This window comes from Ramlibacter monticola, assembly GCF_016722785.1.
GTDB lineage: Bacteria > Pseudomonadota > Gammaproteobacteria > Burkholderiales > Burkholderiaceae_C > Ramlibacter > Ramlibacter monticola.
Genome location: NZ_JAEQNE010000002.1, coordinates 153,515 through 175,471, shown reverse-complemented (window position 1 = coordinate 175,471; position 21,957 = coordinate 153,515). Strand labels below are relative to the sequence as shown.

The window sequence follows — 21,957 nt, the reverse complement described above, 5'->3', positions numbered from 1 at the left end:
TCATAAGACGGGATTTAATCTGAACTTGCACGGAGTTGTTGCGGGGAAACGAGTCCCGTTTAGCAGAACGCGGCTATTCGTCTCTTTCGCCGCAACAGGGCCCCGCACCCGATCCGCATGAGCCCTGTCCGTCCACCCGACCGCCTTGAACAGAACGGTTTGGGCCAGAGCAGATGTCGCCCGGAAGACCGACGACTTGGCCCATTGATTCCGCAATTTGCGAACCCTAAACAGTTTGTCATGGACCCGGATGTACGAGGCGGGGCAGCTTCGCCCTGCATTCCGGAGAATGACATGGTCCAGCATGAGGGTTTGCGCGCGGCGCAGTACCTGCGGATGTCTACCGATGTCCAGGATCTCTCATTGGGCGTCCAGGAACAGGCCATCCGGCAGTACGCCGAGCAGCGGGGAATCCACTTGGTGGCGAAGTACGAGGACGAGGGACGCAGCGGCCTCACGCTAAAGCAGCGCCGTGGCATGCAGCGGCTGCTCAGGGACGTGATGGGTGAAGGCTGTCCCTTCGAATTGATCCTGGTGTACGACGTGAGCCGCTGGGGCCGCTTCAAGGACACGGATGAATCGGCCTACTACGAATTCCACTGCCGGCTCAATGGCGTACAGGTTCGGTACGTCAACGAGCCGTTCAGCACCGAGGAGTCCCCGATCAACGCACTGATCAAGAGTTTCAAGCGTGCCATGGCGGCCGAATACAGCCGCGAGCTCGGGATCAAGGTCAGGGCCGGGCAGGACCGCGCGATCGACCTGGGATTCCACATGGGCAACCTGCCTGCCATTGGCCTGCGGCGCATGGCTGTGGCGAAGGACCCGGGCAGGACGCGCGTGCTCCAGACCGGCGAACGCAAGGCCGGCCCTTCGGAGCACATCAAGTGGATCCCCGGTCCGCCCTCCGAGGTCGCGCTGGTACAACGGATCTTCCAGCTTTACGGCTACACCAGCATGCACATGCCAGACATCGTGAACCTCCTCAACTCGGAAGGCATCCGAAGCAAGGACGGGCAACCCTTCACCGAAACGATGGTCCGCCACATCCTCGATTGTGAATCGTTCATCGGCAACTTCGTCTGGAGCAAGAGATGCGAAGGCAACCAGCGGCGGCGTACCGAAACGGATCCGATGTTCCGCAGGACCATTGGGACCATTGAACCGATCATCGATCGGGAGACATGGGACCGGGTGCAGACCAAGCGCTTCTGGAAGAAGGGCGTCTTTCGCAGCAAGCCGCAGCTGCTGGCACACCTGCGTGCCGCCCTGCTAGAAAACCCGTCGGTCACGGTGAAGGAGCTGCCCTCGCTCGCGTGCGGCGCGCGCACGACGTTTACCAAGCTGTTCGGGTCGATGGAAGCGGCTTTCCGGCTGGCCGGGCGTGACTACGCAGCGGTACATGCCCGCAGGGTGCAGCGGCAGCTGCGGGGCTGGAGAGTGACCCGGGCCATCGTCCACGACTTGGAAGCCCTGTTCACATCCCACGGAATCAAATGGATGCGCCCCCGGCGGCAGCACCTGTTCGTCTTCGCCAATGGAACGCGAGTACGCATCCAGCTGATGTGGAAACTGCTGCACCAGGGTTGCGCTCAATGGCACCTATCCAAGCACGTGTGGTCGGGCCCCTGCGACCACTTCCTCATTGCCCGCATGAACCAGGACGAAACCGCACAGGACTTCCTCTTGATTTCCCGGGCGGTGTACCGCAGTTCCCCGCCGTGGTCCTGGGAGCATTTGCCGCAGTTCGTGGTGCAAATCCACAACGCCGCGGAGTTGCTTTCAGCTGTGAGAAGCGTCATCGAGACGGATCCCGCCGGCCCAAGGAGTTGACGGGTCGAAGGTCTCCACTCCGCACGTGGAAGAGGTGAAGCCCGTCACTGCGCGCGCACCGTCGCCCCCCGCATACTGGTGGCATGAGGAAAGCCTCTTCCAGTCCGACTGACTTCATCGGCCCGCCAGCCCCGCGCCTGCGTGAAATTCTCGCGCGTGAGGGCATCCGGCCCCCCTCCGAGCAATACCGGGAGCGCGCCGCATTACGGCGCAGCCGCCAAGTTGCCCAGGTCTCCCGCGCGCCTGGCGGTGGGGTCGTCATGTAGGCCGAGTAGCGCGCGACGGGCCTGACTGAGGCCCCGCCCACCACGTGGCGCGTCCGGCGCGTGCGAACGCGACCATCATCGAACGATCGAGCACCTTTGCCTTGGCGCCGAGCACCATAGGCCGCTCGTGGCTTGAATCGCGTCCTCTCACAAGGCGGGACAGCCGCGGCGCCACGAAGGTCGCGGCGTACAGCACCTCTCCATTCGAGCCTCTGCAGCGATCTTGCACAATCCCCTGGATGGAATCTCCGAAGAAATCCCTCGAAGAACGATACGTTGAAATTCTTGCGGACATCGATACTGCATACCTAGAGCGGACAGCCGATGAATCGGGAAGGCTCTCCAGCCCCTTTCTAGTGAGCGGCCCCAGAGACCCTGGCGCTCGGCGGATCATGGTCATCGGTAGGGAATTTGGTGGGCGCGGCTGGCGCGTTCCGTACCAAGGTGGTGGCCCTCAGACCTATGTGGACACGGCGCTCGCGAAGCATCGCAAGTTCTTCGCCGAGAAGATGGAAAAACCGGCGCGACCTGGGACATTCTTTCACTTCATGAAGCGCTTGGCGTTCAAAACCGGCCAACGCGGCCTCATCTATTCGAACCTTTTCTGCTTCGACTCAATGGGGCGCGACCCGCGTCGCTCCTCTCACTTTCCGGTGGTGAAAAAGGTGTCCAAGCTCCTGCTGGACGCGCAAATTGAGCACTTTCAGCCTGACGCGATCGTCTTCGCAAACGGGATGGACTCAGTTGGAATCAGGCGCGATTTCTTCCCTATCGCTGGGGAAGACAAGGTGTGCCAAGGCCGTCGCGACTGGGAACATGAGGGTATTCCGAAAGGGCATCTCTGGGAGTTCGAACTGCATGAGACTTACCGCTGCTACCGAATACATCATCCGTCGGCGCAATCTTCAATGGCCGCGCGGGTTCGGCGCCGGCTATTTGAGATCATCACCGAGTCGCCAGCACCAGTCCTGAGCCCGTATAGCCAGTAGCCGGCACACCAAGGTTGTCGTAGGCTCGGTCTACCTCTTCGGTCCTCTGAGAGCGTCGGCGCTTCCATTACTCGCCAGAATCTGCCACCAGACATGTAGTCATGCCGCGGAGGAGCTCAGGCTCCAACCCAGGCGACGTGCTCGGCCTGCGCTTCTCGTTCTGCCCCGCGTTCTGCATGCCGCGAACCAGCGGCCGTGACAGCTTCGGCCCATTGGTCCGCGGCCATGTGGGGCGCGTTCTAGATCTACGCTGGGATTGGGGCCGCGCGGGGGTTTAAGATGCAGGCGCCCGCCACAGTACATTGACGATGCTGTCCCAAATTCCTGCAGATGGATTTCTCGCCGAGCTCTCTCTCGACGATCAGGCGATACTTCGCGGTGACTCTCGCGGCGAGATGTTCGCGTTCTGCGAGGGTTTGAATCGCTACGGCATACAGCTGCTCGCCGAACTTCACGCGCGGCGATCGGAGCGCCTGGAACTGTATGGGGTCCTCTTTTACCTAAAGGCCCTGAACTCGTTCCAGGGCGCACTTCTTTTGCTCTCGCGCGGAATGTCCGTTGAGAGCGAAATCCTGAGCCGGACTGCCCTTGAGTGCGCCATCGTCCTTGGAGCTATCGCTGCGGATCCCAGCTACATCGATACTCTGGAAGCTGCCCACCGCGTTCACGAGCAGAAGCAGGCCCGTGCCATAAGAGACCTCTTGAGGGGCGATACAGCTGGCTCGTTCGGGCCGGAGATCGCCAAAGCGATTGACGAAGCCGCATCGCTGCGCGCACGCGACGAGCACGCCGTGGCAGCCGCGGCTGTAAAGGCGGGATTAAGAGCGGAGTACGAGATCTTCTACCGAGGCGCGTCGGGCGCGGCGGCTCACGCGACGGTTGGGGCCGTGAGCCAACTTCTTCGGGCTCAGGGTGGCGTTCTCAGGATTCACATCGGGCCGGACTACGACAAGGTTCCCCGAGCGTTCGCTGTGCTGGCCATCTCGCTCCCAGCAAGCCTACGGTTTGTCGGAAGGATTTTTCGCAGAGAGGACGCTCTGCAGGCCGGAGAGGACTTCCAGAATCGGTGGAACGAGATCATTCGACCGTTCGACGAGCAGGCGCGGCGCTAGGTTTCCCGCGGCGGTCCTAACGGCCGGCCCTTAGAGCTGTGTCACTTGGGGCGCGGCAGCGATGCTTTGACGTTGCTCCGCGCGTCCAGAGCAGGCCTGTGTCGTTCGACGCCGACCGGAGCGTGAGGCGCCATGGTCAGAGGCGGAGAGGAAGACAGCAGAGATGTTGGCGGCTTCTACATCTTGTGTGGGAGCCACGAAGGCTCACCACACAAGTAGATCCAGACGCCGTAGAGGCCAGCACGTGTGACCGGAGATACTCCTGGTCGCTGGCATGTGCGAATTGTACAACAATTGAATCAGTTATGGGTGCAAAAACTGCTCTTCTGCCCTCAGGACCCAGGTCGCTGGAGGAGCTCTTCACCGCCATGTACCGGGGTAAGCGCAAGGTCTCGGAGTTCGCATCCTTGAATGTTGCGGCCAGCTGCACGCGCAAGAGCTTCACGCATAAGGGCAGGACCCGCGGGATCGTCATCCCGAGCGACAAGCTCAGGGGTTGCCACGAATTCATCCGGCTTTTCCTGCTCGACTTCCTGCCCGTGGAAATCGATCTCGTGTTTTCGTACCGCAAGGGAGTGGGTGCCTTTGATGCAGTCAAACAGCATGCCAGCAGCCGACATTTCTTCGTCACCGACATCGCGGACTTCTTTCCCAGCATCAAGCGTGACCGCGTCCTGAGCATCATCCAGACCGGGCGCGGGATCAGTCCAATCTCCGATCTGGACGCGTGGATGGAGCGGATTGTCGAACTTGTGTGCCTCGATGGCGAGTTGCCTGTCGGCTTCTCGACGTCGCCAGCCATCAGCAACGCCGCACTCCGGCCGTTCGATCAGGCCATGCGCAAGGAGTGCGGGGCACTCGGCCTTGTCTATACCCGGTATTCAGACGATCTCGTGATTTCGGGCGGGGATGCGGGCGTTGTCGAGCGGGCGCAAGCCTTCTGCGAATGCCACCTGCGCGAGGCCATGCACGGGGAATTCCAACTGCGACCGGAAAAGTCAAAGTTCCTTCATGTGGGCCGGAAGATCAAGTTGCTGGGGATGGTCTTGCTCCCAAACGGACGGATTTCCATTGACGGTGCGACGAAGTCCGAAATCGAAGTTCTCCTGCATTTCTACCTGCGCGACCGAGCCAAGTTCGCCGCCATGGGGGAGGGAGACGAGCGGAAAGTGGAGGCGCGGCTGGCAGGCCTGTTGAACTACGCGAACACGGTGGACCAATCCTATCTGGACAAGTTGCGCCACAAGTTCGGCGCTGCGCCCATCGACTTGTTTATCCATCGCTCCTTCGGTTGACGAATGCAGTTCACCGTCGAAATCGAGCAGGTCCAGCCTGTACTGAAGCTGCAGTTCTCCGCCGACTTAGCTCAGCCCGGCATCGTCTGCATCGCCGGCAAGAACGGCGCGGGAAAGACGACGCTTGCCCGCGCGATCATGAACTTCACGCTGGCAGACACCTTCACGCGCACCGCGGCCGACGGCATCTTCAGCGCCGACAGCGTCGTCCGCTATTCCCTGGATGGCGGAATCTACGAGTACAGGTATGACTCGGCCCTGGGCACCATCAACACACGGGCACCCGTCCCGGCGGCGCTGAGAAGGCTGGTTTCGGTCGAGCTGCCTATGCCGCATGGGCATCGGTTCAATTTCTTCAAGACCTTGTTCAATGCCGACCACGACATCCGCAGCAGGATCGTGCTGGGCCGATACGAGCGCCCGGAGCGCCTCATCGCGTTCCTCTCGGGCATCTATGGCGACAGCCGTTTCGACGACCTTATTGAGGTGCCCTTCCGCGGTGGAAGGTGCTGCTGCATCGTGCGTGAGGACGGTCGCTACCTTCGCGAGGACTACTTCAGCTCCGGCGAGTATTTCCTGATCAGCCTATTCAGAAAGGTCACTGAAGGCAGTCGCTTGGTGGTGATCGACGAGATCGATATCTCGTTAGATGCCAGCGCTCAGGCACGACTCGCACAGCACCTGCGCTCGCTATGCCACGAATTCGGAGTGAAGCTGGTGTTTACCAGTCATTCCCTCGCCTTGATGCAGACGCTGGAGGATGGCGAACTGTTGTACCTCGAAAGGGGCGAAACCGAAGCTTCGCTCACGCCTATGTCTTTCAGCTTTGTCAAGTTCCTGATGTTCGGCTTTCCAGGCTACGACCGTTTCATCATCGCCGAAGACGAGGTGCTGAAAGGATTTCTCGAATTCGTGATCGGAAAGTACTGCCCGCCGCCATTCCAGAAGTACGTGATCGTGACAGGGGGCAGTGGCCCGCAAGCGGTGGAGATGATGCGTCGCAATCGCCGGAGTCAGTTCTTGGGTCCCGATGCCAACGTGATCACCATCCTGGACGGCGACATGTCCAGAAAGGCTGCTGCACGCGGGGAGCATTGCATCCCGATCGTCAACGTGGAGACCGCGCTCCACCGCGCCTACCGGGAGCCTGGATTTTCTGTCCAGTTTCTTGGTGGTGAGGCGCTCGATCCCAAGGGCCTCTACAAGCAAATCGTCCGGAGGAGCCTGCTTTCGGAGGCGGAAATTTTCGCCATCATCTGCCAAGCCCACGATGCAGAGATGCGGGAGTTCTCCGCCCTGCTAACGCGGTTCCTGGGGCGGGCAGCGAACTGATGCGCCTGCGTCTGCACTACCCACCCCGACCGAAAGTCGCCATCTACCTGCGCGCGGGGGGCAGGCGTGAATCGTGCCCTGTGCATCGCCCGCTCCACCCCGAACTGCGGATCGACGGCGCCGACGGCATAAGGACAATCGCTGTATTGCGCTCGCTCTCAACTCTGGGCGGCGAACTACCGGTCCGAAACGCCTCTGTGCAGCTGACATGAGCCTCCTTTACCACTACTGCTCGCTCGAAAGCTTCTTGGCAATTCTCGAGTCAAAAAAGGTTTGGCTCGGCGACGCGTCGACTATGAACGATTCGCATGAGGGCAAATGGGCGGACCAGCTTGTCCAAGGAGTTCTCAACGAGATCAAGCCGAGCTTGTCGGATGATGAGTGTCGCGCCTTCGCCCATGGCTATAACTTGAATGTGCGCCGTCCGTACCTCTTCTGCCTCTCGTCCAAGGGGGACATTCTGAGCCAGTGGAGAGCGTACGCGGCCGATGCCACAGGCGTTGCGATCGGATTCGATGCCAACCGCTTTCCGCGGCGACCAGGTTTGCCTGCTCACGGACTGGGAGATTCGCTGACGGTCGGTCTCTGGCAGGTTCTATATGACCAGCATCTCCAGAGACAGCTTATTCGATCCTTCTTCGATGCGCGTGCCCAACCAGATAGCCGCGACTACGCCTCACTCGGAATGCAAGTCGCAGGGCTCGGCCCACTACTCAAGAACTCCGCGTTCTCCGAGGAGGAAGAATGGCGACTGGTATACACGCCGTTGATGATGACGAACGAGGCTAATTCGCACACAGCGATCGGCGCCAGTTGGAGAGCGCGCCAGCGTGTCAGCAATGCACGGATCGTCACTTACTTCGAGTATCCTTTTCCCGACCCGGCAGCTGGTTTCATAAAGGAAGTATGGCTCGGGCCGCGCTCGATGGCGCGGGTCGCAGACATCGAACTGGCGCTTGCTCTCAACGAACTAGGAAAGGTGAGCATTCGGAGGTCGTCAGCGACCTATCGGTAGCGGAGCGACGAGGGCCTACCCTTCAAAGCCCCACGCGACAACCGATTTCGCCCGGTTGCAGCCGTTGCATTCGGCGCCTTGGCGCACATCCGCACGTAGGGCCGCTGCCCCAGGCTTTGTGTCGGACGCTCCCGATAAGCGTTGATTACTGGGAGCGTCGCCCGTATGATCCTGTGCGCACTGCGCGTGTGCGCTGGGGACACCACGCGGAACCTTACGCGTCCAGTAGTGTTTGGGACACAGAGGTCCATGTTGCAGCGAGCGGTGGGGCGCCTCTGGGAGCAGCCGCAGCACACCGAGAAGATCCGAACGTCATGCGATTGCCAACTCTAAGATCCGGAACGACGCTTCAGCCGCAGGAGCTTTGCGCGGCTTCTCAGCGCGCCGTCGATGAATTGATGCGGGAAGGCCAGTCGCAGAACACCCTGGCAAGCTACCGTGCCGCCCTGCGATATTGGGCCGGATGGTTCTCCTTGCGGTATGGCGTTGACATTACCCTACCCGTGCCTGCGGCAGCAGTGCTGCAGTTCATCGTCGATCACGCCCAGCGCTCGGGAGATCGCGGGCTGCTGCACGAGTTGCCGGCCGCTATCGACCACCTTCTCGTCGAATCCGGGATCAAGGGTCAACATGGGCCACTGTCTCTCAACACGGTCGTCCACCGGATCGCCGTGCTGAGCAAAGCGCACCAACTGCGGGAAGTGAAGAATCCTTGCCAAGACCCCAAGGTGCGCGAACTGCTTTCCCTGACAAGGCGGGCCTACGCAAAAAGAGGCGCCCTACCCCAGAAAAAGGACGCGCTGACGCTTGAGCCCCTGCAGGCTGTTCTTGCCACCTGCGACGATTCCTTGCGCGGCAAGCGTGATCGCGCGCTGCTGCTATTTGCCTGGTCCACGGGAGGTCGCCGACGCTCCGAAGTCGCATCCGCTGATATGGCTTTTCTGAAGTCCGCGCCGCAAGGGGAATTCGTATATCAGCTTTGCCACTCCAAGACCAACCAGTCGGGACAGGATCGCCCGGAGAACTACAAACCAGTCGTTGGTGATGCGGCGCAAGCGCTACGCGAGTGGCTCGATGCGGCGCAGATCCGCGAGGGTCGGATCTTTCGCGAGGTCCGTCGAGGCAATCACCTTGGCGATAGTCTCTCGGGCGATGCGGTTGCGGACATCGTGCGCAAGCACTGTTCAGCGGCAGGTGTCGCTGGCGACTTTTCAGCGCATTCCTTGCGAAGCGGCTTCATCACCGCGGCCGGTCAGAACGGCGCCCCACTGGCGGAGACCATGGCGCTGAGCGGTCATCGCAGTGCGCAGACGGTGCTCGGCTACACCCGGGTCGCTGCAAACACTCAAGGGACATTGGCGCGCAAGATCCTCAACTCCTCTGCTCCATTGCGAAAGCAGGCAGCCGTGCTGACTGACCCCGAATAGCATCTCCGAAGATCAATGAACAACGGTCTGAGAAACTGTGCCGCAGCAACTAACAGATGGAGGGCGGAGGAACTGCGAGTGACCACACCCGAGGAACACAGGCGAAATCTGGGCTGGACGAGATCAATGCTGCAGGACATTGCGGATCATGCGCCTGCTGGATCTGAACTGCGTGATTCGGCATTGAACCTGTTGGCTGAAGTTCCCGACCTGGATCAAATTGCCCGGCTCAACGACACGGGCCACGCCGAGATATCGGCCGCGATCGATGCTATCGAGGCTGCCTACAACCTGTTCACGTCAGCCGGCCAGCACCTGGCCGACGCTGAAGTTCGTCGGGCGGTGGCTGTGACATTGCGTCACTACCCTCTTCCGGCACAGTTCGCTCACTGGCGGAAACTGCTAGAACTCGGTGCACCGATGGGGGACATCATGCTGGCGGACAGAAAACTCGAGAGGGATGTCACTGGACAGCCTATGCATCTCCGGCCCCGTTGATGAAAGTTCGAAACTTCAAGCGCCGTCAGCAGCGGGAGCGGCGTACTCACCAGGAGCAGCGAGAACCTGCAGACAGCCTGTGGGCATTCAAGCGCGCCAACCAGCGTCGCGACCTAGAAGCCCTTCGTAGCGGCCGGCTCACCAACATGGCCATGAGCTGGTTTTCGGAAGATCAAGCAGTAAGCGCCTTGATCATCGGACAGCCCCTGTAGCAATCCCTCTCGCGGATGATCAAGCAGGGCGGCACCTGACGCTCGAAGACCTTGGGCACTTGGATCGGCTCCGTGGCCATCGGGCGCAACAACTGGCTATTCGCGGGCAGCCTGCGTGCCGGCAAACGTGCCGCAGCGATCATGAGCCTGATCCACTCCGCCCGGATGAATGGGCACGAACCACACGCCTACCTGCGCGACGTGCTCGAGCGGCTACCGACGCGGCCGGCCAACCGCATCGAAGAACTCCTGCTGCATCGCTGGACCGCCCCGACGACGAATCCCTGAACGGAGGACGGCGTCAAGACGGGATCACCGGACGTACATGGACGCCCCCGGTTTGCCAAGCTTTCAGTTTGCTGCGGCACGAAGGAGAAGATTGCTCCCGTACATCCGGACTTTTGGTGCGAGACGAACTCGCTGTCCCTGATGGGTTCTGCTGATTGGCGCCTCGATCGCTTACACGCACTCTGGGTGCCTCGTCTGGCGCGGGCTGTGCCAACCACGGTCTGACCTATCGTGCCATCAACTTGCTGATCGCCAGAGCAATCGGCGGTAGGAATCTCCTGTCTTCTGGCCGTCGTTGGGGCCCCCTTCCCGCTGGCGGGAAGGGCGGGGGGATGGGTGGATGCCTCTACGCCGGTGCGTAGTCGGCCCTGAACTCGCGATCGTGAGCGAGCAACGCCCAGATGGTCCTTGCGGTCTTGTTCGCCAGCGCCACGGCTGCAATGTTCTTGTTGCGGCGGGTGGTGAGCTTCACCAACCAACTCTCGGCGTCGGCCCGCTGTGTCGCACGGTAGATGACCGACCTGGCGCCGTGGATCAGCATCGTTCGCAGGTATGCATCTCCGCGTTTACTCATGCCGAGCAGGTTTGGCTTGCCGCCGCTGGAGTGCTGGCGAGGGACGACGCCGAGCCAGGCCGCGAATTGGCGCCCGTTATCGAAGTTCTTTGCGTCGCCGACGCTGGCCACCACGGCCGTCGCCGTCAACGGCCCGATACCCGGAACCTTCTCCAGTCGTCGGCTCGCATCGCTGGCGCGATGCCAGGCCTTGATCTGCACCTCGATCTCCTCGACCTGCCGGTGCAGCAGCTTCAAGTGCTCGATCAGTCTGTCGATCAGCAGACGGAACGATCCAGGCAATTCGAGCGTGGCATCCTCGATGAGGTCCGGTACACGCTGGGCGATATATGCAATGCCCTGCGGCACGATCAGCCCATACTCACCGAGCAGACCGCGGATCTGGTTCGCCTGCGCGGTTCTGGCCTTGACGAAGCCCTGGCGAACCCGGTGCAGCGAGAGGACTGACTGCTGTTCGATGTTCTTGATTGGCACGAAGCGCATGGACGGTCGCGCTACAGCTTCGCAGATTGCCTCGGCATCAGCCGCATCATTCTTGTTGCTCTTCACGTAGGGCTTGACGAACTGCGGCGCCATCAGCCGAACGGTATGTCCCATGGCTTGCAGCTTGCGCGCCCAGTGGTGCGCGCTCGAGCACGCCTCCATGCCCACCATGCAGGCCGGCAGGTTGGCAAAGAATGCGGCGACCTGGTCGCGCTTCAGCTGCTTGCGCAGTTCGACCTTGCCGTGTCGGTTCACGCCGTGAACCTGGAACACGTTCTTGGCCAGATCGAGGCCGACTGTCGTAATCTGCATGGTGGACGCTCCTTCCGGGTCGAGTGGTCGGTGACACTTCCACTCTGGCACGTCGCGCTGCCGCTATCGGGTGGGGGCGTCCATCCCATTGCTTACGCTGATAATGCGGCCGCGGCTGTAGCTCAGAACATCTAGGAGAGCGTGCGGCAAACCGCAAGGTCGATGGGGATGGACGTCCCATCCAGCCGCCTCTCCCGCAACCGCGGGTTCCCTTCCGGCGGAAGCTTCTGGCGGTGCGCCGGCAAAAGAAACGGCCGCTATGGCGGTCGCAAGCCCGCGGGAGGCCTCAGGAGGGTGAGGCATCGAGCCAGCATCCGTGCCCTCACCTAGAGGAGCAAGCTGGCGTCCTCGATGCCCTGCGTACAGGGGCCCAAAGAAAACGGCCGCAGCAGCGGCCGTGTGAGTGTCTCGCGTGAGGAGGGAGGGACCAGGAGCCGCGCGACTGAAGTCATCCTCGCAGTGTTCAGTGATGCCGCCAACCCACCTTGGCAGCGAATTGTGGTCCATTCGTTCGCGGCGACAGTGCCTTTCGCGCAAAGTCTTTGGTGCCTCCCAGTTCACGCAAAAGTGGCTCAGGACCGCCAGAGATTGCGCACAACCGCCAATCCGTTTCGGCACCTTCGTTCCGGGACGAGCCGATCGCGCAGAGCCTACGATTGATTCCAGGATGCGATTGATTTCAGTATGCGATTGATTCTCTACGGGGCTGCGTGGGCTTGCATCATTGTCGCGTGCGTGTTCTCTGGATTCATGGCCGGAGGATCTTGGTACGGCCGTGTTGCCACGTTGCTGCTGATTCTTGGCTTGCTGTTCGGAGTCGCAGCGAAGATGGTAGTTCGTCAGACCACTCGCAAGTGCGCGCATTGTGGCGAGCGGACCGACCGCGACCTTGCGTCCTGCCAGCACTGCGGCAGGACCCGGTCCGGGTGGGTTCCGCTCCAGTAGTCGTTGATCCCACAATCTATGGGCGCGATCCGGCCCGACCGTGAACTAGGTCCGCCACGTTGGGCCCTCCCGCCAGCCGGGCCCTGCTTGGGCGCTGAAGCAAGCCACAGGGGACTTCCGCCCGTACACTGCCCTTGCACGCAACGTCGCGAGTGACGAAGCCCGCGCCTTCTGATGCTGGAAGGCCTGCTCCGGGAGAAGAACATGGCCAGTTTTTGTCCGGGGGTGTTGCCGCGCCGGTAACCTGCCGCGCACGCCGGAGTTCGATCAAGCCTTGAACTTAGTCGGAGTGAGCTGCTTCAGACGCTCGTCGAAGGTGACCCTCTGCGGCGCCGGGCCAGGGAAAAGCATGAACAGGTACTTCGTGCGTCCGATCGCGCGCAGCACCTGCACGAAGGTAGCTAGATTCGCCTTGCCGTGGCTCTCGAACCGCTTGTACGTTCGAAGCGGCACCTCCGCCCGCACCGCCAGCTCCACCTGGGAGATTCCCTCGGCCACGCGCCACTGCCGCACCTTGCCCGCAAGGTATTGGCAGGCCTGAACGGTCGTGCACGCGCGCAGGTATTCGTGTTCGCGATGAGGATCCATGGTGACTCCCAGTGGGCCAATTTTGGCACCAAATCTGGTTGCAATCTGTGGATAACTGCGTCCCGAAGGCCTTGGGATCTCGCCGAGCTCGAGCTGACTGGTTACATTGCCTCACCCATTGACTGAACCCGCCGCGTGGACCTGGTCCGTTCGCACGGTGACGTGGCCCAACCTGCCATTAAAGGAGCTGACCATGACGGCATCCCGCATCCGGGGTGGTTCGCGCATTTCCGCGCGCGACCGTGCCCCGTCCATCCACCTCGCAAAGCTGGTGGAACTCCTTTCCAAATCCATCGGCCCGGTCCCGGGCGCCGACACCAGCGTCGCCGCGCTCAAGCTGTTCTCGCTCGATGGCGACCGCGTGCGGGTGAACACACACGGGGTGATCAAGCGCCTGCTGGCCGATCCCGACTTCAAGGTCGTGTTCGCGCCTGGCAAGGAAACCGGGTTCCTACGGGACGCCGATCTTCCGCCCTTAGGCACGAGCGCCAAGGTGGGCGGCCGCCTGCTGGACGGAACCGAGTCCGCCATCGCGAAGGCCGTCGATGGGGTTCGAGAATTCGTCGTAAAGGAACTCGAGGACGCCCTGGGGGAGTTCGACTACGCAGCCCTTTGCGAGAAGTCGCTGGGAGAGGCACTTCAGGCCATGGCGCAGACGGTGGGCGCCTCAGTGCCGCCGGCGCCGCAGAAGGCGTTCATGGTGCCGGTCGAATTCGCCGAAACCGGGCGGCCGCTCGCCAAGCGCGAGGATGACATCGGCCGGGTGCTGTCCGGCATCGAGTCCGTCGACGGGCGCGACTGGTTGCAGGTGATGCTCACCGGCGTTACGAACCAGCTCCAGTCCGATCACGAGGACCCCGACGACATCGAAGCCATCACGGGTGCGATTCGGCGGCAAAGCGAGCATCCGGGCACGCAGATTCGTCAGTTCCTCGATTTCCTCGAGGACGAAGCCATGGCGCGCGTGCGCATGCAGGTGTGCATGCGCATCATGGACGCCGTGGCCGCCCAGAGCCCGAGAGCGGGCTTTAAGAGCTACGTGCGCAGCGTGCGCGACGCCTTCGAGGCGTTCGCAGGCCACGAAGGCGACCCCCTGCCCCTGGAGGTCGGTCGCGTCTACGGCGTGGCGAACGACACGGACCTCGCAGAGCAGCTGCGCAAGGCGCTGTTCTACCAGTGTCTGCCGGTCTGGTGTGAAGGCTCGGTGCAGCTCTTCGAGCGCCGCATCGACCCGCAGCAAAACCAGCCCACCGTGCGCGAAGTGTCCTACCGCTTCCGCGTCAACGGGATCAAGCCCGAGACTGGCCGCTCGGCGTTCGAGGCGCGGCTGAAGGGCCTCGAGGAGCGCCTGCTCGACTCCCCTGCCACGGTGGAAAACGTGAAGCGGCACGTCGCCGAGCTCGTGTTCCTCTACTTGGTGTTGCCGCCCTCGATCCATGAGGAGGCGAAAGGGGACGTCCGCACACGGGCGGCGGCCGTCGCCGCTGCGCTGAAGGATGACCCACTGCACGAGATCACCCGCATCCACCGCAGTCTGCTATCGCGCGTCCACGTCATGGAGGAGATCGCCAGGGAGATGGTTCAGCTGCTCAAGCGGAAGTCCACCTCGTTCGTGACGCTAGCCAATCGCGCGGCGGACAAGCTGTACATCTCGATCCAGAAGGACATCTTCGAGTGGCCCGTCGTGCGCGGTCTCGCCTCCGAGAAGGAGGAGGTCCTGAAGAAGTCCGAAGGCGGCCCGGACACGGTCGCTTGGTTCAGCCGCATCCGGGTGAGCAGGGAGCCCTGGCCCTCCAGCGTCGCCTCGATCTGGGTCGAAACGAACCTGCAGGAGCGCTCGCTCACGGTGACCGGCGAGCCTCACGAGGTGACCATCGGCAAGAGCCTGGACCTCCCGGTTCTGCCAGTGCGGCTGGTGCCCTACTTGTGGCGCGACGATGCCTGGCTGCCTGCCGTGCCCGATGCGGGCTTGTTCGACACGGGTCGGGGCGTGGACCTCGAATACAGCCTGCGGCCGCTGACCCTCACGAAAAGGAAGGACAACGAGAAGGCGCTCGCCGAACAGTTGCGCGCGGCCACCGTGGCAGCCATGGGAGTCCTCCTGTATGTGGTGCTCTTCGAACTCGCGCTGCGGGCAAAGGCGGCCCGCCCGGGGCTCACGATGACACTCGTGCGTCTGCAGCACAGTGGCAAGCAGAAGGACCGGGAGTCGGATGCCCAGGACGGGAACACGGCGATCTACGCGCTCAGCCAGGCACTCGAAAAAGCCCTGGCCCGCGAACTGCCTGTGAAGCTGCAGGGCATAACGACCCTGAACGACGCGGACGATTCGGCGCACTGGAGAAAGCGCGGCTCCCTGGCAGCGCTGCTGGGCGGCCAGCCCGTGCGTTTCGCGCAGGAGGGCTCCTTGGACAAGGTGGCCGTCCTCAGTTACGTCACCCGCCCCTGCGATGTGCACCCGGCCTACCCTGCTTCGGACGGGCACCTGTTCGTCAGCCGCACCTACCTCGCCGATAGCGAGGGCGGCCAGACCCTGCTCAAGGTCGGCCAGATGCTTTCGCGCCGGGTGGACAGCCGCAAGGACTTCGGGATCCCGCACCTGATCCTCGAGCAGATCGCGCAGCTGCGCAAAGCGGGCTACCAGCACATCCTGATGCTGTCGCACCACTACGGCAACCGGCACCGCGGCCGTGCCGCGGAGCGGCACTCGCCGCACGCCACCCTGGAGTTCCTGGACGAAGCCACGACCCGCTTCGACGACGTTTTCATCTACCCGCTGCGCCGCGACGTCTTTCCGGCCACGCGCCTTCGCCCGCGCGATGCAATGGAAAGCGCCTTCGAGGTGCTGCGCTACGACGCCCACCAGAAGATGTACCAGGAGGGTGCCGCCAACATCCTGCGAAGCCTGCGGCCCATCTACACCTTCGCGACCCTGCACGTGGTGGGTGACGAGTCCCGCCCGCAGTCGGGCTTTTGCACCTACTTCTTCGATTCCGAGCACCGCATCGCCAACTTCGGGCTGCAGGAGAGCACCCGCGCGAACATCCTGGGGACCAACGAGGCTGATGCCAAGCGCCGTTCCCTGGTGAGCGTGCTGCGCGCCATCCACTTCATGGAAAGCGAGAAGCCGTCGGACAAGAACAGGCTGCTGCCGGTGCTGGACCCGTTCGACTGGGCCACTCCCACGCGCACGGCGGCCGCCGGCGAGCTCGAGGTGGTTTCGCGGCGCGGCGGCCGCACCATTCTGCTGTCCCTGCCGGCCCTGCTGTGGAACGTCACCCGCGTGCTGCACAAGGAGAAAGTGGGCGATGAGTGATCTACTGTTCCAGAAGGAGGCCGAGCTCTGGGGCCAAGCCTACGAGGTCCTCGTCAAGCGCGGTGTGCTTGCGTGCCTGTACGAGTACGGGCTCCTGCCGGGGGACCACCCGCAACTAGCGCCCTGGAAGCAGCACCAGCTGCTGGAGCTCTCCAAGGCGCTAAACCAGCGTCTGGAAATCATCGATGAGACGCTGCGCGCTCGTGTGAAGAGCGCCGTTGAGCACATGGCCCTGACGGCTTTCGGGGTTGGATACACCGCCATGCGGGAATACCTGCTCGCCCTGCCGAAGGCCGCTCGGCTGCGGCTGAAGCTGCGCGCGTTGTGGTGTCCGCTGGTGCTGCCCGGAGACACCCAGGAACCCGAAGAGCGCATGCGCCGCGACCGCGAGGCCTTCCACAAGGAGTTCACGCTCAGGGGCGTGCTCGACCCACAGCTCTCCGGCAAGGGCCGGCCCGCCAACGCGGATTTCATCCTGTGGCTCTCTGGGGACTACCGCGAGGACTACCTATTGGTGCAGGAGTACTCGTTCGACATGCCGCGCTCGATCGCTGACTTCGCGGACCAGGACGCGCACCTGCAGGAGTTCACACGTCATCGCCGGCTCATCGACGGCCGTGGAGTCTTCGCCCGTGTGACCGCCGAAGTCGACGGCGAGTCCTTCGAGATCTCCGAGGACATCCGGCACCACCTGGGCGCGCTCACCAGCGGCAACAAGCCCTTCTACAAGCTGTGTCAGGGCAGCGCCTACGCCTCCAGCACGGCCAGCTGGCTGCGCCGCGACGGCGCGCTGATCAAGCCGTGTAACGTGCGCGCGCTGGCGATCACGCCCAATGGGCTGGAAAGCCTCTGCGCGCGCTTTCTGGAGGACAACCCGAGCGATCCCCGTCGCCAGCTCATGGAGCAGATGGGCAACGCCTACCGCCAGGTGCGGAAGCTTCCGGACGGTGACGAGCAAGGCCTACGCATCCAGATTGAGAGCGTCTGGGAGAACATGCTGCGGCGGCTGCCCAAGGGTCTGAAGGACGGTCTCAGAACTCTCGGGAAGCACCCTCGGGCCGGTGAGGACTACCTGTTCGAGTTCAGGGAGGAGATGGGCAAGTTCGCCAACCCGGCGGACCGTTACGACCAGGACGCAGCGCTACGGCTCGTGCCGACCACTCCAGGGCTGACCGAGTTCTTCGGCCAGCCGGCAGCCAGCGCGCTGGAGCCCCTGCTCGCAGGGCGCGCCAAGGAGGGGAAGGTGACGCTGCGGGACATCCACGCCGCGGCCATTGTGGCGGCCATGGGCCGTTCCGCCCCGGGACGGGTCAACGTAATCGCCCTGGAAGGAAACCCCGGCATCGGCAAGACGACGGCGGTGCGCGAGCACCTGGAAAAGAAGCCGGAGGGCTACCTGTTCCTCTACGTGAGTCCGCGAGTTGTCATCAACCGGGACGTAACCCAGAGCCTGGCGCGCAAGGCGGGCGCAGCCTCCGGCATTCTCACGGTAACCACCAACGCGGCGCTCATCTCTTCGGCGCCGCGCTGGCACAAGGCCGAGGTGGAGGCCGGGCGAGCTGCACCCAAGCGGGTGGACGGCGCGGTCGTGGTGGACGGCGTTCTCTCCCTGGTGAAGCCCAATGGCCCCATTCTCATGATCAGCCCTGAGGAGGAGCAGGAGATCGAGGCGGGGCACGCGGGCTCGCGGATCGGCAAGAAGACCATCTCGGAGAACGAGGACATCGTCGATGAGCGCGTGATGACCGGAGTACTGGCCTGCATGTCCACTACGACGCGCGAGTTGCTGGCCATCAACCCCGATGTGAACCAGGTCGTCATGACGGCGGCGTTGCAGGGGTTTCGAGAGAAGGCCGGCGGCAAGACCACCATGGACGCGCTCTCGAGTCTCTTTCGCAGCAAGGCCGGTGACCCGCCCGGCGTACGGGAGCGCCGCTCCTTCGCGGGCCGCATCCCCAACATCGTGGTGATGGTGGATGAACTGGCTGGCGATGGCGCCGGCGCTCCGTTCGTCCACGCCGTGGCCTCCTGGCTGCACAACGAGTTCATCGGGTGCTTCGAGGAGGGGCCTAGTCCGTTCACGGTGACGCTGGTCATCTCCGACGCGTCCCTGGCCAACGATGTCGTGCTTTCACGCTATCTGGCTGCAGGCCCTCGCACTCCCGACAAGGTCCTCGTCTCCAAGTCCCACGGTCAGCGGGAATTCGACCTTGCCGTGTCCCGGCTTCCCATAGGTAGTGGCGGCCCCAAGACCACCCTGCACGTGATGACCAACAGCTTCCCGGCCAGCTCCCTTGCCGTGGAATACAAGGTGCGGCTCACCTCGGTCACCCCGCAGGCGCGCGACACCGGGAAAATGGAAACCGCCCGCCAGGCGGTGCGCCGTGTTGCCGGAGAAGCCGTCCTGGACGGCGCGCGGGATGAGATCCTGCAGGCACTGCGCGCCGGCTCGTCGCAGGTGATCTACTTCGCCCAGGACAAGAACTTCCTGAGCGAGCTGGCGGGCGCGCTCAGCGCCGAGGAAGAAGTCGGATCCGGCTCCGTGGCCATCCTGGATTCCTCGGTGCCGGGGCACGTGCGCAAGAGGCTGGTTGAACCTGCCAGGCGTGACCGGAAAAAGGTCTTCCTGATGACCTCTTCCGGCGCACGCGGCGTGTCATTCCCGAAGACGGACTGCATCATCGCAGCCGTGCCGCGATTCAAGGTCGAAGCCGCGCTGATGGAGATCGCGCAGTTGATCTACCGCGGGCGCGGCGGCTACCTGAACGACAAGGGAGAACCGGTTTCCGGCGACACCGTGCCGCGGCGGCTCGTAATGTTGGTGGACGACTACCTGCTCGAAGGCGACGAGGACCCCGATCCACGGCAGTGGCTGCGGCAGTCCATTGACCTGCTCACGCTGCTCGTGATGCTGCGCTCGACCATCTTCACCCGGATCACGGGGGATGCTCAGTTGCGCCAAGACCTGGCGCTGGTTCCGGTAGGCGCAGTGGGCCTTGAAGAACTCGTGAGCCTCATGTCGCAGTACGTGACCCAGTTCATTCGGGAAGCCGATGCGGTATGGCGAAGGGAGAAGGACGAAGAGAAGGTGCGCCTCGTGAAGAACGCGCAAGCCAACGTCATCGAGCTCTTTTCCCACACGAAGCTGCAGGCCGTGATGGCACGGGCGGAGGACCGGCGCACGATGGTGCGCTACGAGGACGCCAAGGAACTGGTGGAGTTGGCCTCCGGGCCGCTGCGCCCGCTGTTCGTACACGCCGCCACGGGCACTTCGATCGCCGAGCATCTGTTCGTTTCCGGCCCGGCGTTCATCGAGAGATGGGGCGACTTCGACAAGATGGAAGCCTTCAGTTTCGAGGGCCACACGACGGAGGTGACGCAGACGGCCCGACGCGTCGTCGCGCAGTTGTATGAGATCGACAAGGACAGGTCCTTGCCGCTGGGCCTGCGGCAGCCAGCGGCCAACCTGCTGCGCATCCTGCAGCGGGAGAAGAAGGACGCGGCCAACGAGTTCAATACGCTCAAGAGCCTGAAATCGCCCAACACTTGGGTCGCCCTGCCTACTGGGTACATCCAGTTCATGGCGCATGACCGGCGGCTGGAGGGCGAGCCATTCGTGGTCGACGACCCTGACACATGGCGGGATATGCTGGCCCAGAGCCTCAGCGCCACTAGCGCAGTGATGCCGCCAGTTGCGCGTTACGCCGAATACCCGTGGGCCGCATCGGTCGGGAACGCCAATCCGCTGAAGTTCGAAACTGTCTTCGACGATCGGTACTTCATGGCTTCCAACGAGTTGAACCTATTGAACACCCTGCTACTGGCTGACGGGCATGGCGATTGACGGCGGGATCGGGTCGCTCGCGACGCGGCGGAGCTGAAAGAGGCGCCTCTGCTGCCATCTCTAGTCGGCGACGCCCTTAGGATCGGCGGAGGCATGCGCCCTCTGCCCGCGCGAGACGCGAGACGCGCATTGGGTCGCGCCCGCCGCCGGCTCAATGGCGGACGTGCATTCCGGGGCCGTGACTTCCCAGGGCGACCATGAAGATCAGCGCAACAGCGAACGCGAGCGCCACGCCGCTCGAGATTCTGACCCACGTCGGCGCGGGCCCGACCTCCCGCCCTTCGCGCCGGCCTCCGATGCGCGTGAGTCCCCTCGGCTTGTAGACAGCGAGCAGAGTGGCGGCAAGGAGCACAACGAGTCCTGCCGCGGCGTGCACCGCAAGCGAGAGGCGTAGTTCGCTGCTGACCTCTGCCGCATTCGAGACCAAGGCCTGCTCTCCGAGCATGCTGATCGGGCCCAGCTTCATAAGGAGCACGCCCGTGGCCAGCATGGTCAAGGCCAACTTGAAGACTACCCAGTAGTGGCGCAGCAATCCCCAGGCCGTGGTAAGCGCCTGAAGCGATCCTGTGATGAACGAAGCCACGCTGAGGGGAAGGATCACGAGCCAAGCCGTGGCTGCCATGGCGATCGACAAGGCCTGGACGACGCGATGGTCCGCCGTCCACAGACTGACAAGGCCATGAGCCAGGAACACAGCCAGAGCGCCCACCCAGCCCAGGGAGGACACCAAGTGAGCCGTGAAGAGGAGTTTACGAGCGGATGCTGTCAGCGCCATCGGACTAACCTCCTGTCCGCAGCTTAACTCCGACGAGGCCTGTGGACGACCTCGTACGTTGGCGCGGTGCCGGCGAGCGCTCACGGCGGAAACGAGGTTCCATGTCCGTTGACTTCGGGCCTTGACCTTCCCATGGTGGAAAGGTTAATACTAGCCGCATCACATCAGACGGGGAACGCTATGCTCGCCATCCGGATCAACGATATGACCTGCGGCGGGTGCGCGAAACGCGTCCAGCGCGCGATTGCGGCCGTCGATGCTCACGCGCAAGTCGAAGTCAGCATCGTTCAGCGCCTTGTGCGAATCTCGGCCACGAAGCCACCGGCTGCGCTCCTGGCGGCCATCCGTGACGCCGGGTACACCCCCGAGGAAGTGACGGAACCAGCCGCCTGAGGCATGTGCGGACCGGGGCGTTTCGGTCCCCGGGGGCGGTGTTTATTGACGTCAGTCAACGGAGCGCGCGAGGAAGGAACACATGCTGCGCGCAAGTCCATGCCTTTCCTGAGGTTCGTCATGGAGCAGCAACAGCACAATCCCCTCTCCGAGCCGACTGTTGAAGTACGCTCAGCCCCTCTGGCGAGCGCGGCCAAGGCAGCCGAGCTCGCCTCCGGTCTCGGTGCGATCGCGCTCGGCGCGGGGTTGGCATTGCTTGCGCCGGCCGTACTGCGCGAATTGGCTGTCCCCATCCTCGCTGCAGGCGCCCTCGTCCACGGCGTCGGCATGACCTTGAAATACAGGCTGGAGCAGCAGGAGCGGGAGTCGCTGTGGTGGGAAGTGGTTCTCTTCTGGCTCTGCTGGGCTTGCCTGGGCGGCCTCGCAGTATGGGTCCTGACCCGCTTTGTCTGAAGGTGGC

15 protein-coding genes and 1 pseudogene are annotated in these 21,957 nt (G+C 63.0%); 13 read left to right on the top strand and 3 right to left on the bottom strand.

The genetic code is table 11. The features are described 5' to 3' along the window. Nucleotides 1-294: 294 nt before the first annotated feature. The 9 genes and pseudogenes from JJ685_RS08810 to JJ685_RS08770 form a co-directional block, all read left to right on the top strand. Complete coding sequence (locus tag JJ685_RS08810; protein WP_201673880.1) at nucleotides 295-1,833, top strand: recombinase family protein; 1,539 nt, start codon at nucleotides 295-297, stop codon at nucleotides 1,831-1,833. A gap of 505 nt (nucleotides 1,834-2,338) precedes the next feature. Continuing rightward, nucleotides 2,339-3,088 (top strand): hypothetical protein, encoded by a 750-nt coding sequence (locus JJ685_RS08805; RefSeq protein ID WP_201673879.1) that lies wholly within the window; start codon nucleotides 2,339-2,341, stop codon nucleotides 3,086-3,088. Nucleotides 3,089-3,396: 308 nt separating this feature from the next. After that, nucleotides 3,397-4,200, top strand: a complete 804-nt coding sequence (locus tag JJ685_RS08800) for a DUF5677 domain-containing protein (RefSeq protein WP_236598910.1) — start codon at nucleotides 3,397-3,399, stop codon at nucleotides 4,198-4,200. Nucleotides 4,201-4,568: 368 nt separating this feature from the next. Next, complete coding sequence (locus JJ685_RS08795) at nucleotides 4,569-5,495, top strand: reverse transcriptase domain-containing protein (RefSeq protein WP_236598852.1); 927 nt, start codon at nucleotides 4,569-4,571, stop codon at nucleotides 5,493-5,495. Nucleotides 5,496-5,498: 3 nt separating this feature from the next. Then, nucleotides 5,499-6,827 carry an AAA family ATPase gene (locus JJ685_RS08790; RefSeq protein ID WP_201673876.1) on the top strand — a complete coding sequence of 443 codons (1,329 nt, stop codon included), beginning with the start codon at nucleotides 5,499-5,501 and terminating at the stop codon, nucleotides 6,825-6,827. Between the two features lie 208 nt (nucleotides 6,828-7,035). Beyond that, on the top strand, nucleotides 7,036-7,842 hold the full coding sequence (locus tag JJ685_RS08785; protein WP_201673875.1) for a DUF2971 domain-containing protein: 807 nt from the start codon (nucleotides 7,036-7,038) through the stop codon (nucleotides 7,840-7,842). 314 nt (nucleotides 7,843-8,156) lie between these two features. Continuing rightward, nucleotides 8,157-9,269: a site-specific integrase gene (locus JJ685_RS08780; protein ID WP_201673874.1), complete on the top strand. Its 1,113-nt coding sequence runs from the start codon at nucleotides 8,157-8,159 to the stop codon at nucleotides 9,267-9,269. A 78-nt stretch (nucleotides 9,270-9,347) separates the two neighbouring features. Beyond that, nucleotides 9,348-9,767, top strand: a complete 420-nt coding sequence (locus JJ685_RS08775) for a BPSL0761 family protein (protein WP_201673873.1) — start codon at nucleotides 9,348-9,350, stop codon at nucleotides 9,765-9,767. Nucleotides 9,768-10,054: 287 nt separating this feature from the next. Continuing rightward, a pseudogene (locus JJ685_RS08770) lies at nucleotides 10,055-10,267 on the top strand (transposase domain-containing protein); the annotation flags it as partial. Nucleotides 10,268-10,613: 346 nt separating this feature from the next. Here the strand turns inward: JJ685_RS08770 and JJ685_RS08765 are convergent. Beyond that, nucleotides 10,614-11,636 carry an IS110 family RNA-guided transposase gene (locus tag JJ685_RS08765; protein WP_201673872.1) on the bottom strand — a complete coding sequence of 341 codons (1,023 nt, stop codon included), beginning with the start codon at nucleotides 11,634-11,636 and terminating at the stop codon, nucleotides 10,614-10,616. A 1,212-nt stretch (nucleotides 11,637-12,848) separates the two neighbouring features. Then, a complete protein-coding gene (locus JJ685_RS08760) occupies nucleotides 12,849-13,169 on the bottom strand; it encodes a helix-turn-helix domain-containing protein (RefSeq protein WP_201673871.1) in 321 nt (106 codons plus the stop codon). A 421-nt stretch (nucleotides 13,170-13,590) separates the two neighbouring features. Here JJ685_RS08760 and JJ685_RS08755 point away from each other — a divergent pair, with 421 nt between their 5' ends. Together JJ685_RS08755 and JJ685_RS08750 are read left to right on the top strand one after the other, a co-directional pair. After that, on the top strand, nucleotides 13,591-16,485 hold the full coding sequence (locus JJ685_RS08755) for a hypothetical protein (protein WP_201673870.1): 2,895 nt from the start codon (nucleotides 13,591-13,593) through the stop codon (nucleotides 16,483-16,485). Beyond that, nucleotides 16,478-20,329, top strand: coding sequence for a helicase-related protein (locus JJ685_RS08750; RefSeq protein WP_201673869.1), 3,852 nt, complete (start codon nucleotides 16,478-16,480; stop codon nucleotides 20,327-20,329). Before JJ685_RS08755 ends, JJ685_RS08750 begins: the two co-directional genes overlap by 8 nt. Nucleotides 20,330-20,480: 151 nt before the next feature. Here JJ685_RS08750 and JJ685_RS08745 read toward each other — a convergent pair whose 3' ends face one another. Further along, nucleotides 20,481-21,104, bottom strand: a complete 624-nt coding sequence (locus JJ685_RS08745; protein WP_201673868.1) for a hypothetical protein — start codon at nucleotides 21,102-21,104, stop codon at nucleotides 20,481-20,483. A 132-nt stretch (nucleotides 21,105-21,236) separates the two neighbouring features. On the opposite strand from JJ685_RS08745, the gene JJ685_RS08740 reads away from it, so the two are divergent. Next, on the top strand, nucleotides 21,237-21,497 hold the full coding sequence (locus JJ685_RS08740) for a heavy-metal-associated domain-containing protein (protein ID WP_330901755.1): 261 nt from the start codon (nucleotides 21,237-21,239) through the stop codon (nucleotides 21,495-21,497). Nucleotides 21,498-21,617: 120 nt separating this feature from the next. Further along, nucleotides 21,618-21,950 (top strand): hypothetical protein, encoded by a 333-nt coding sequence (locus JJ685_RS08735; protein ID WP_201673866.1) that lies wholly within the window; start codon nucleotides 21,618-21,620, stop codon nucleotides 21,948-21,950. Nucleotides 21,951-21,957: the final 7 nt, after the last annotated feature.

Coding starts and splice junctions, on each gene's coding strand:
- JJ685_RS08810 (WP_201673880.1), top strand. CDS start 295: ATGGTCCAGCATGAGGGTTTGCGCGCGGCGCAGTACCTGCGGATGTCT.
- JJ685_RS08805 (WP_201673879.1), top strand. CDS start 2,339: ATGGAATCTCCGAAGAAATCCCTCGAAGAACGATACGTTGAAATTCTT.
- JJ685_RS08800 (WP_236598910.1), top strand. CDS start 3,397: ATGCTGTCCCAAATTCCTGCAGATGGATTTCTCGCCGAGCTCTCTCTC.
- JJ685_RS08795 (WP_236598852.1), top strand. CDS start 4,569: ATGTACCGGGGTAAGCGCAAGGTCTCGGAGTTCGCATCCTTGAATGTT.
- JJ685_RS08790 (WP_201673876.1), top strand. CDS start 5,499: ATGCAGTTCACCGTCGAAATCGAGCAGGTCCAGCCTGTACTGAAGCTG.
- JJ685_RS08785 (WP_201673875.1), top strand. CDS start 7,036: ATGAGCCTCCTTTACCACTACTGCTCGCTCGAAAGCTTCTTGGCAATT.
- JJ685_RS08780 (WP_201673874.1), top strand. CDS start 8,157: ATGCGATTGCCAACTCTAAGATCCGGAACGACGCTTCAGCCGCAGGAG.
- JJ685_RS08765 (WP_201673872.1), bottom strand. CDS start 11,636: ATGCAGATTACGACAGTCGGCCTCGATCTGGCCAAGAACGTGTTCCAG.
- JJ685_RS08760 (WP_201673871.1), bottom strand. CDS start 13,169: ATGGATCCTCATCGCGAACACGAATACCTGCGCGCGTGCACGACCGTT.
- JJ685_RS08750 (WP_201673869.1), top strand. CDS start 16,478: ATGAGTGATCTACTGTTCCAGAAGGAGGCCGAGCTCTGGGGCCAAGCC.
- JJ685_RS08745 (WP_201673868.1), bottom strand. CDS start 21,104: ATGGCGCTGACAGCATCCGCTCGTAAACTCCTCTTCACGGCTCACTTG.
- JJ685_RS08740 (WP_330901755.1), top strand. CDS start 21,237: ATGGTGGAAAGGTTAATACTAGCCGCATCACATCAGACGGGGAACGCT.
- JJ685_RS08735 (WP_201673866.1), top strand. CDS start 21,618: ATGGAGCAGCAACAGCACAATCCCCTCTCCGAGCCGACTGTTGAAGTA.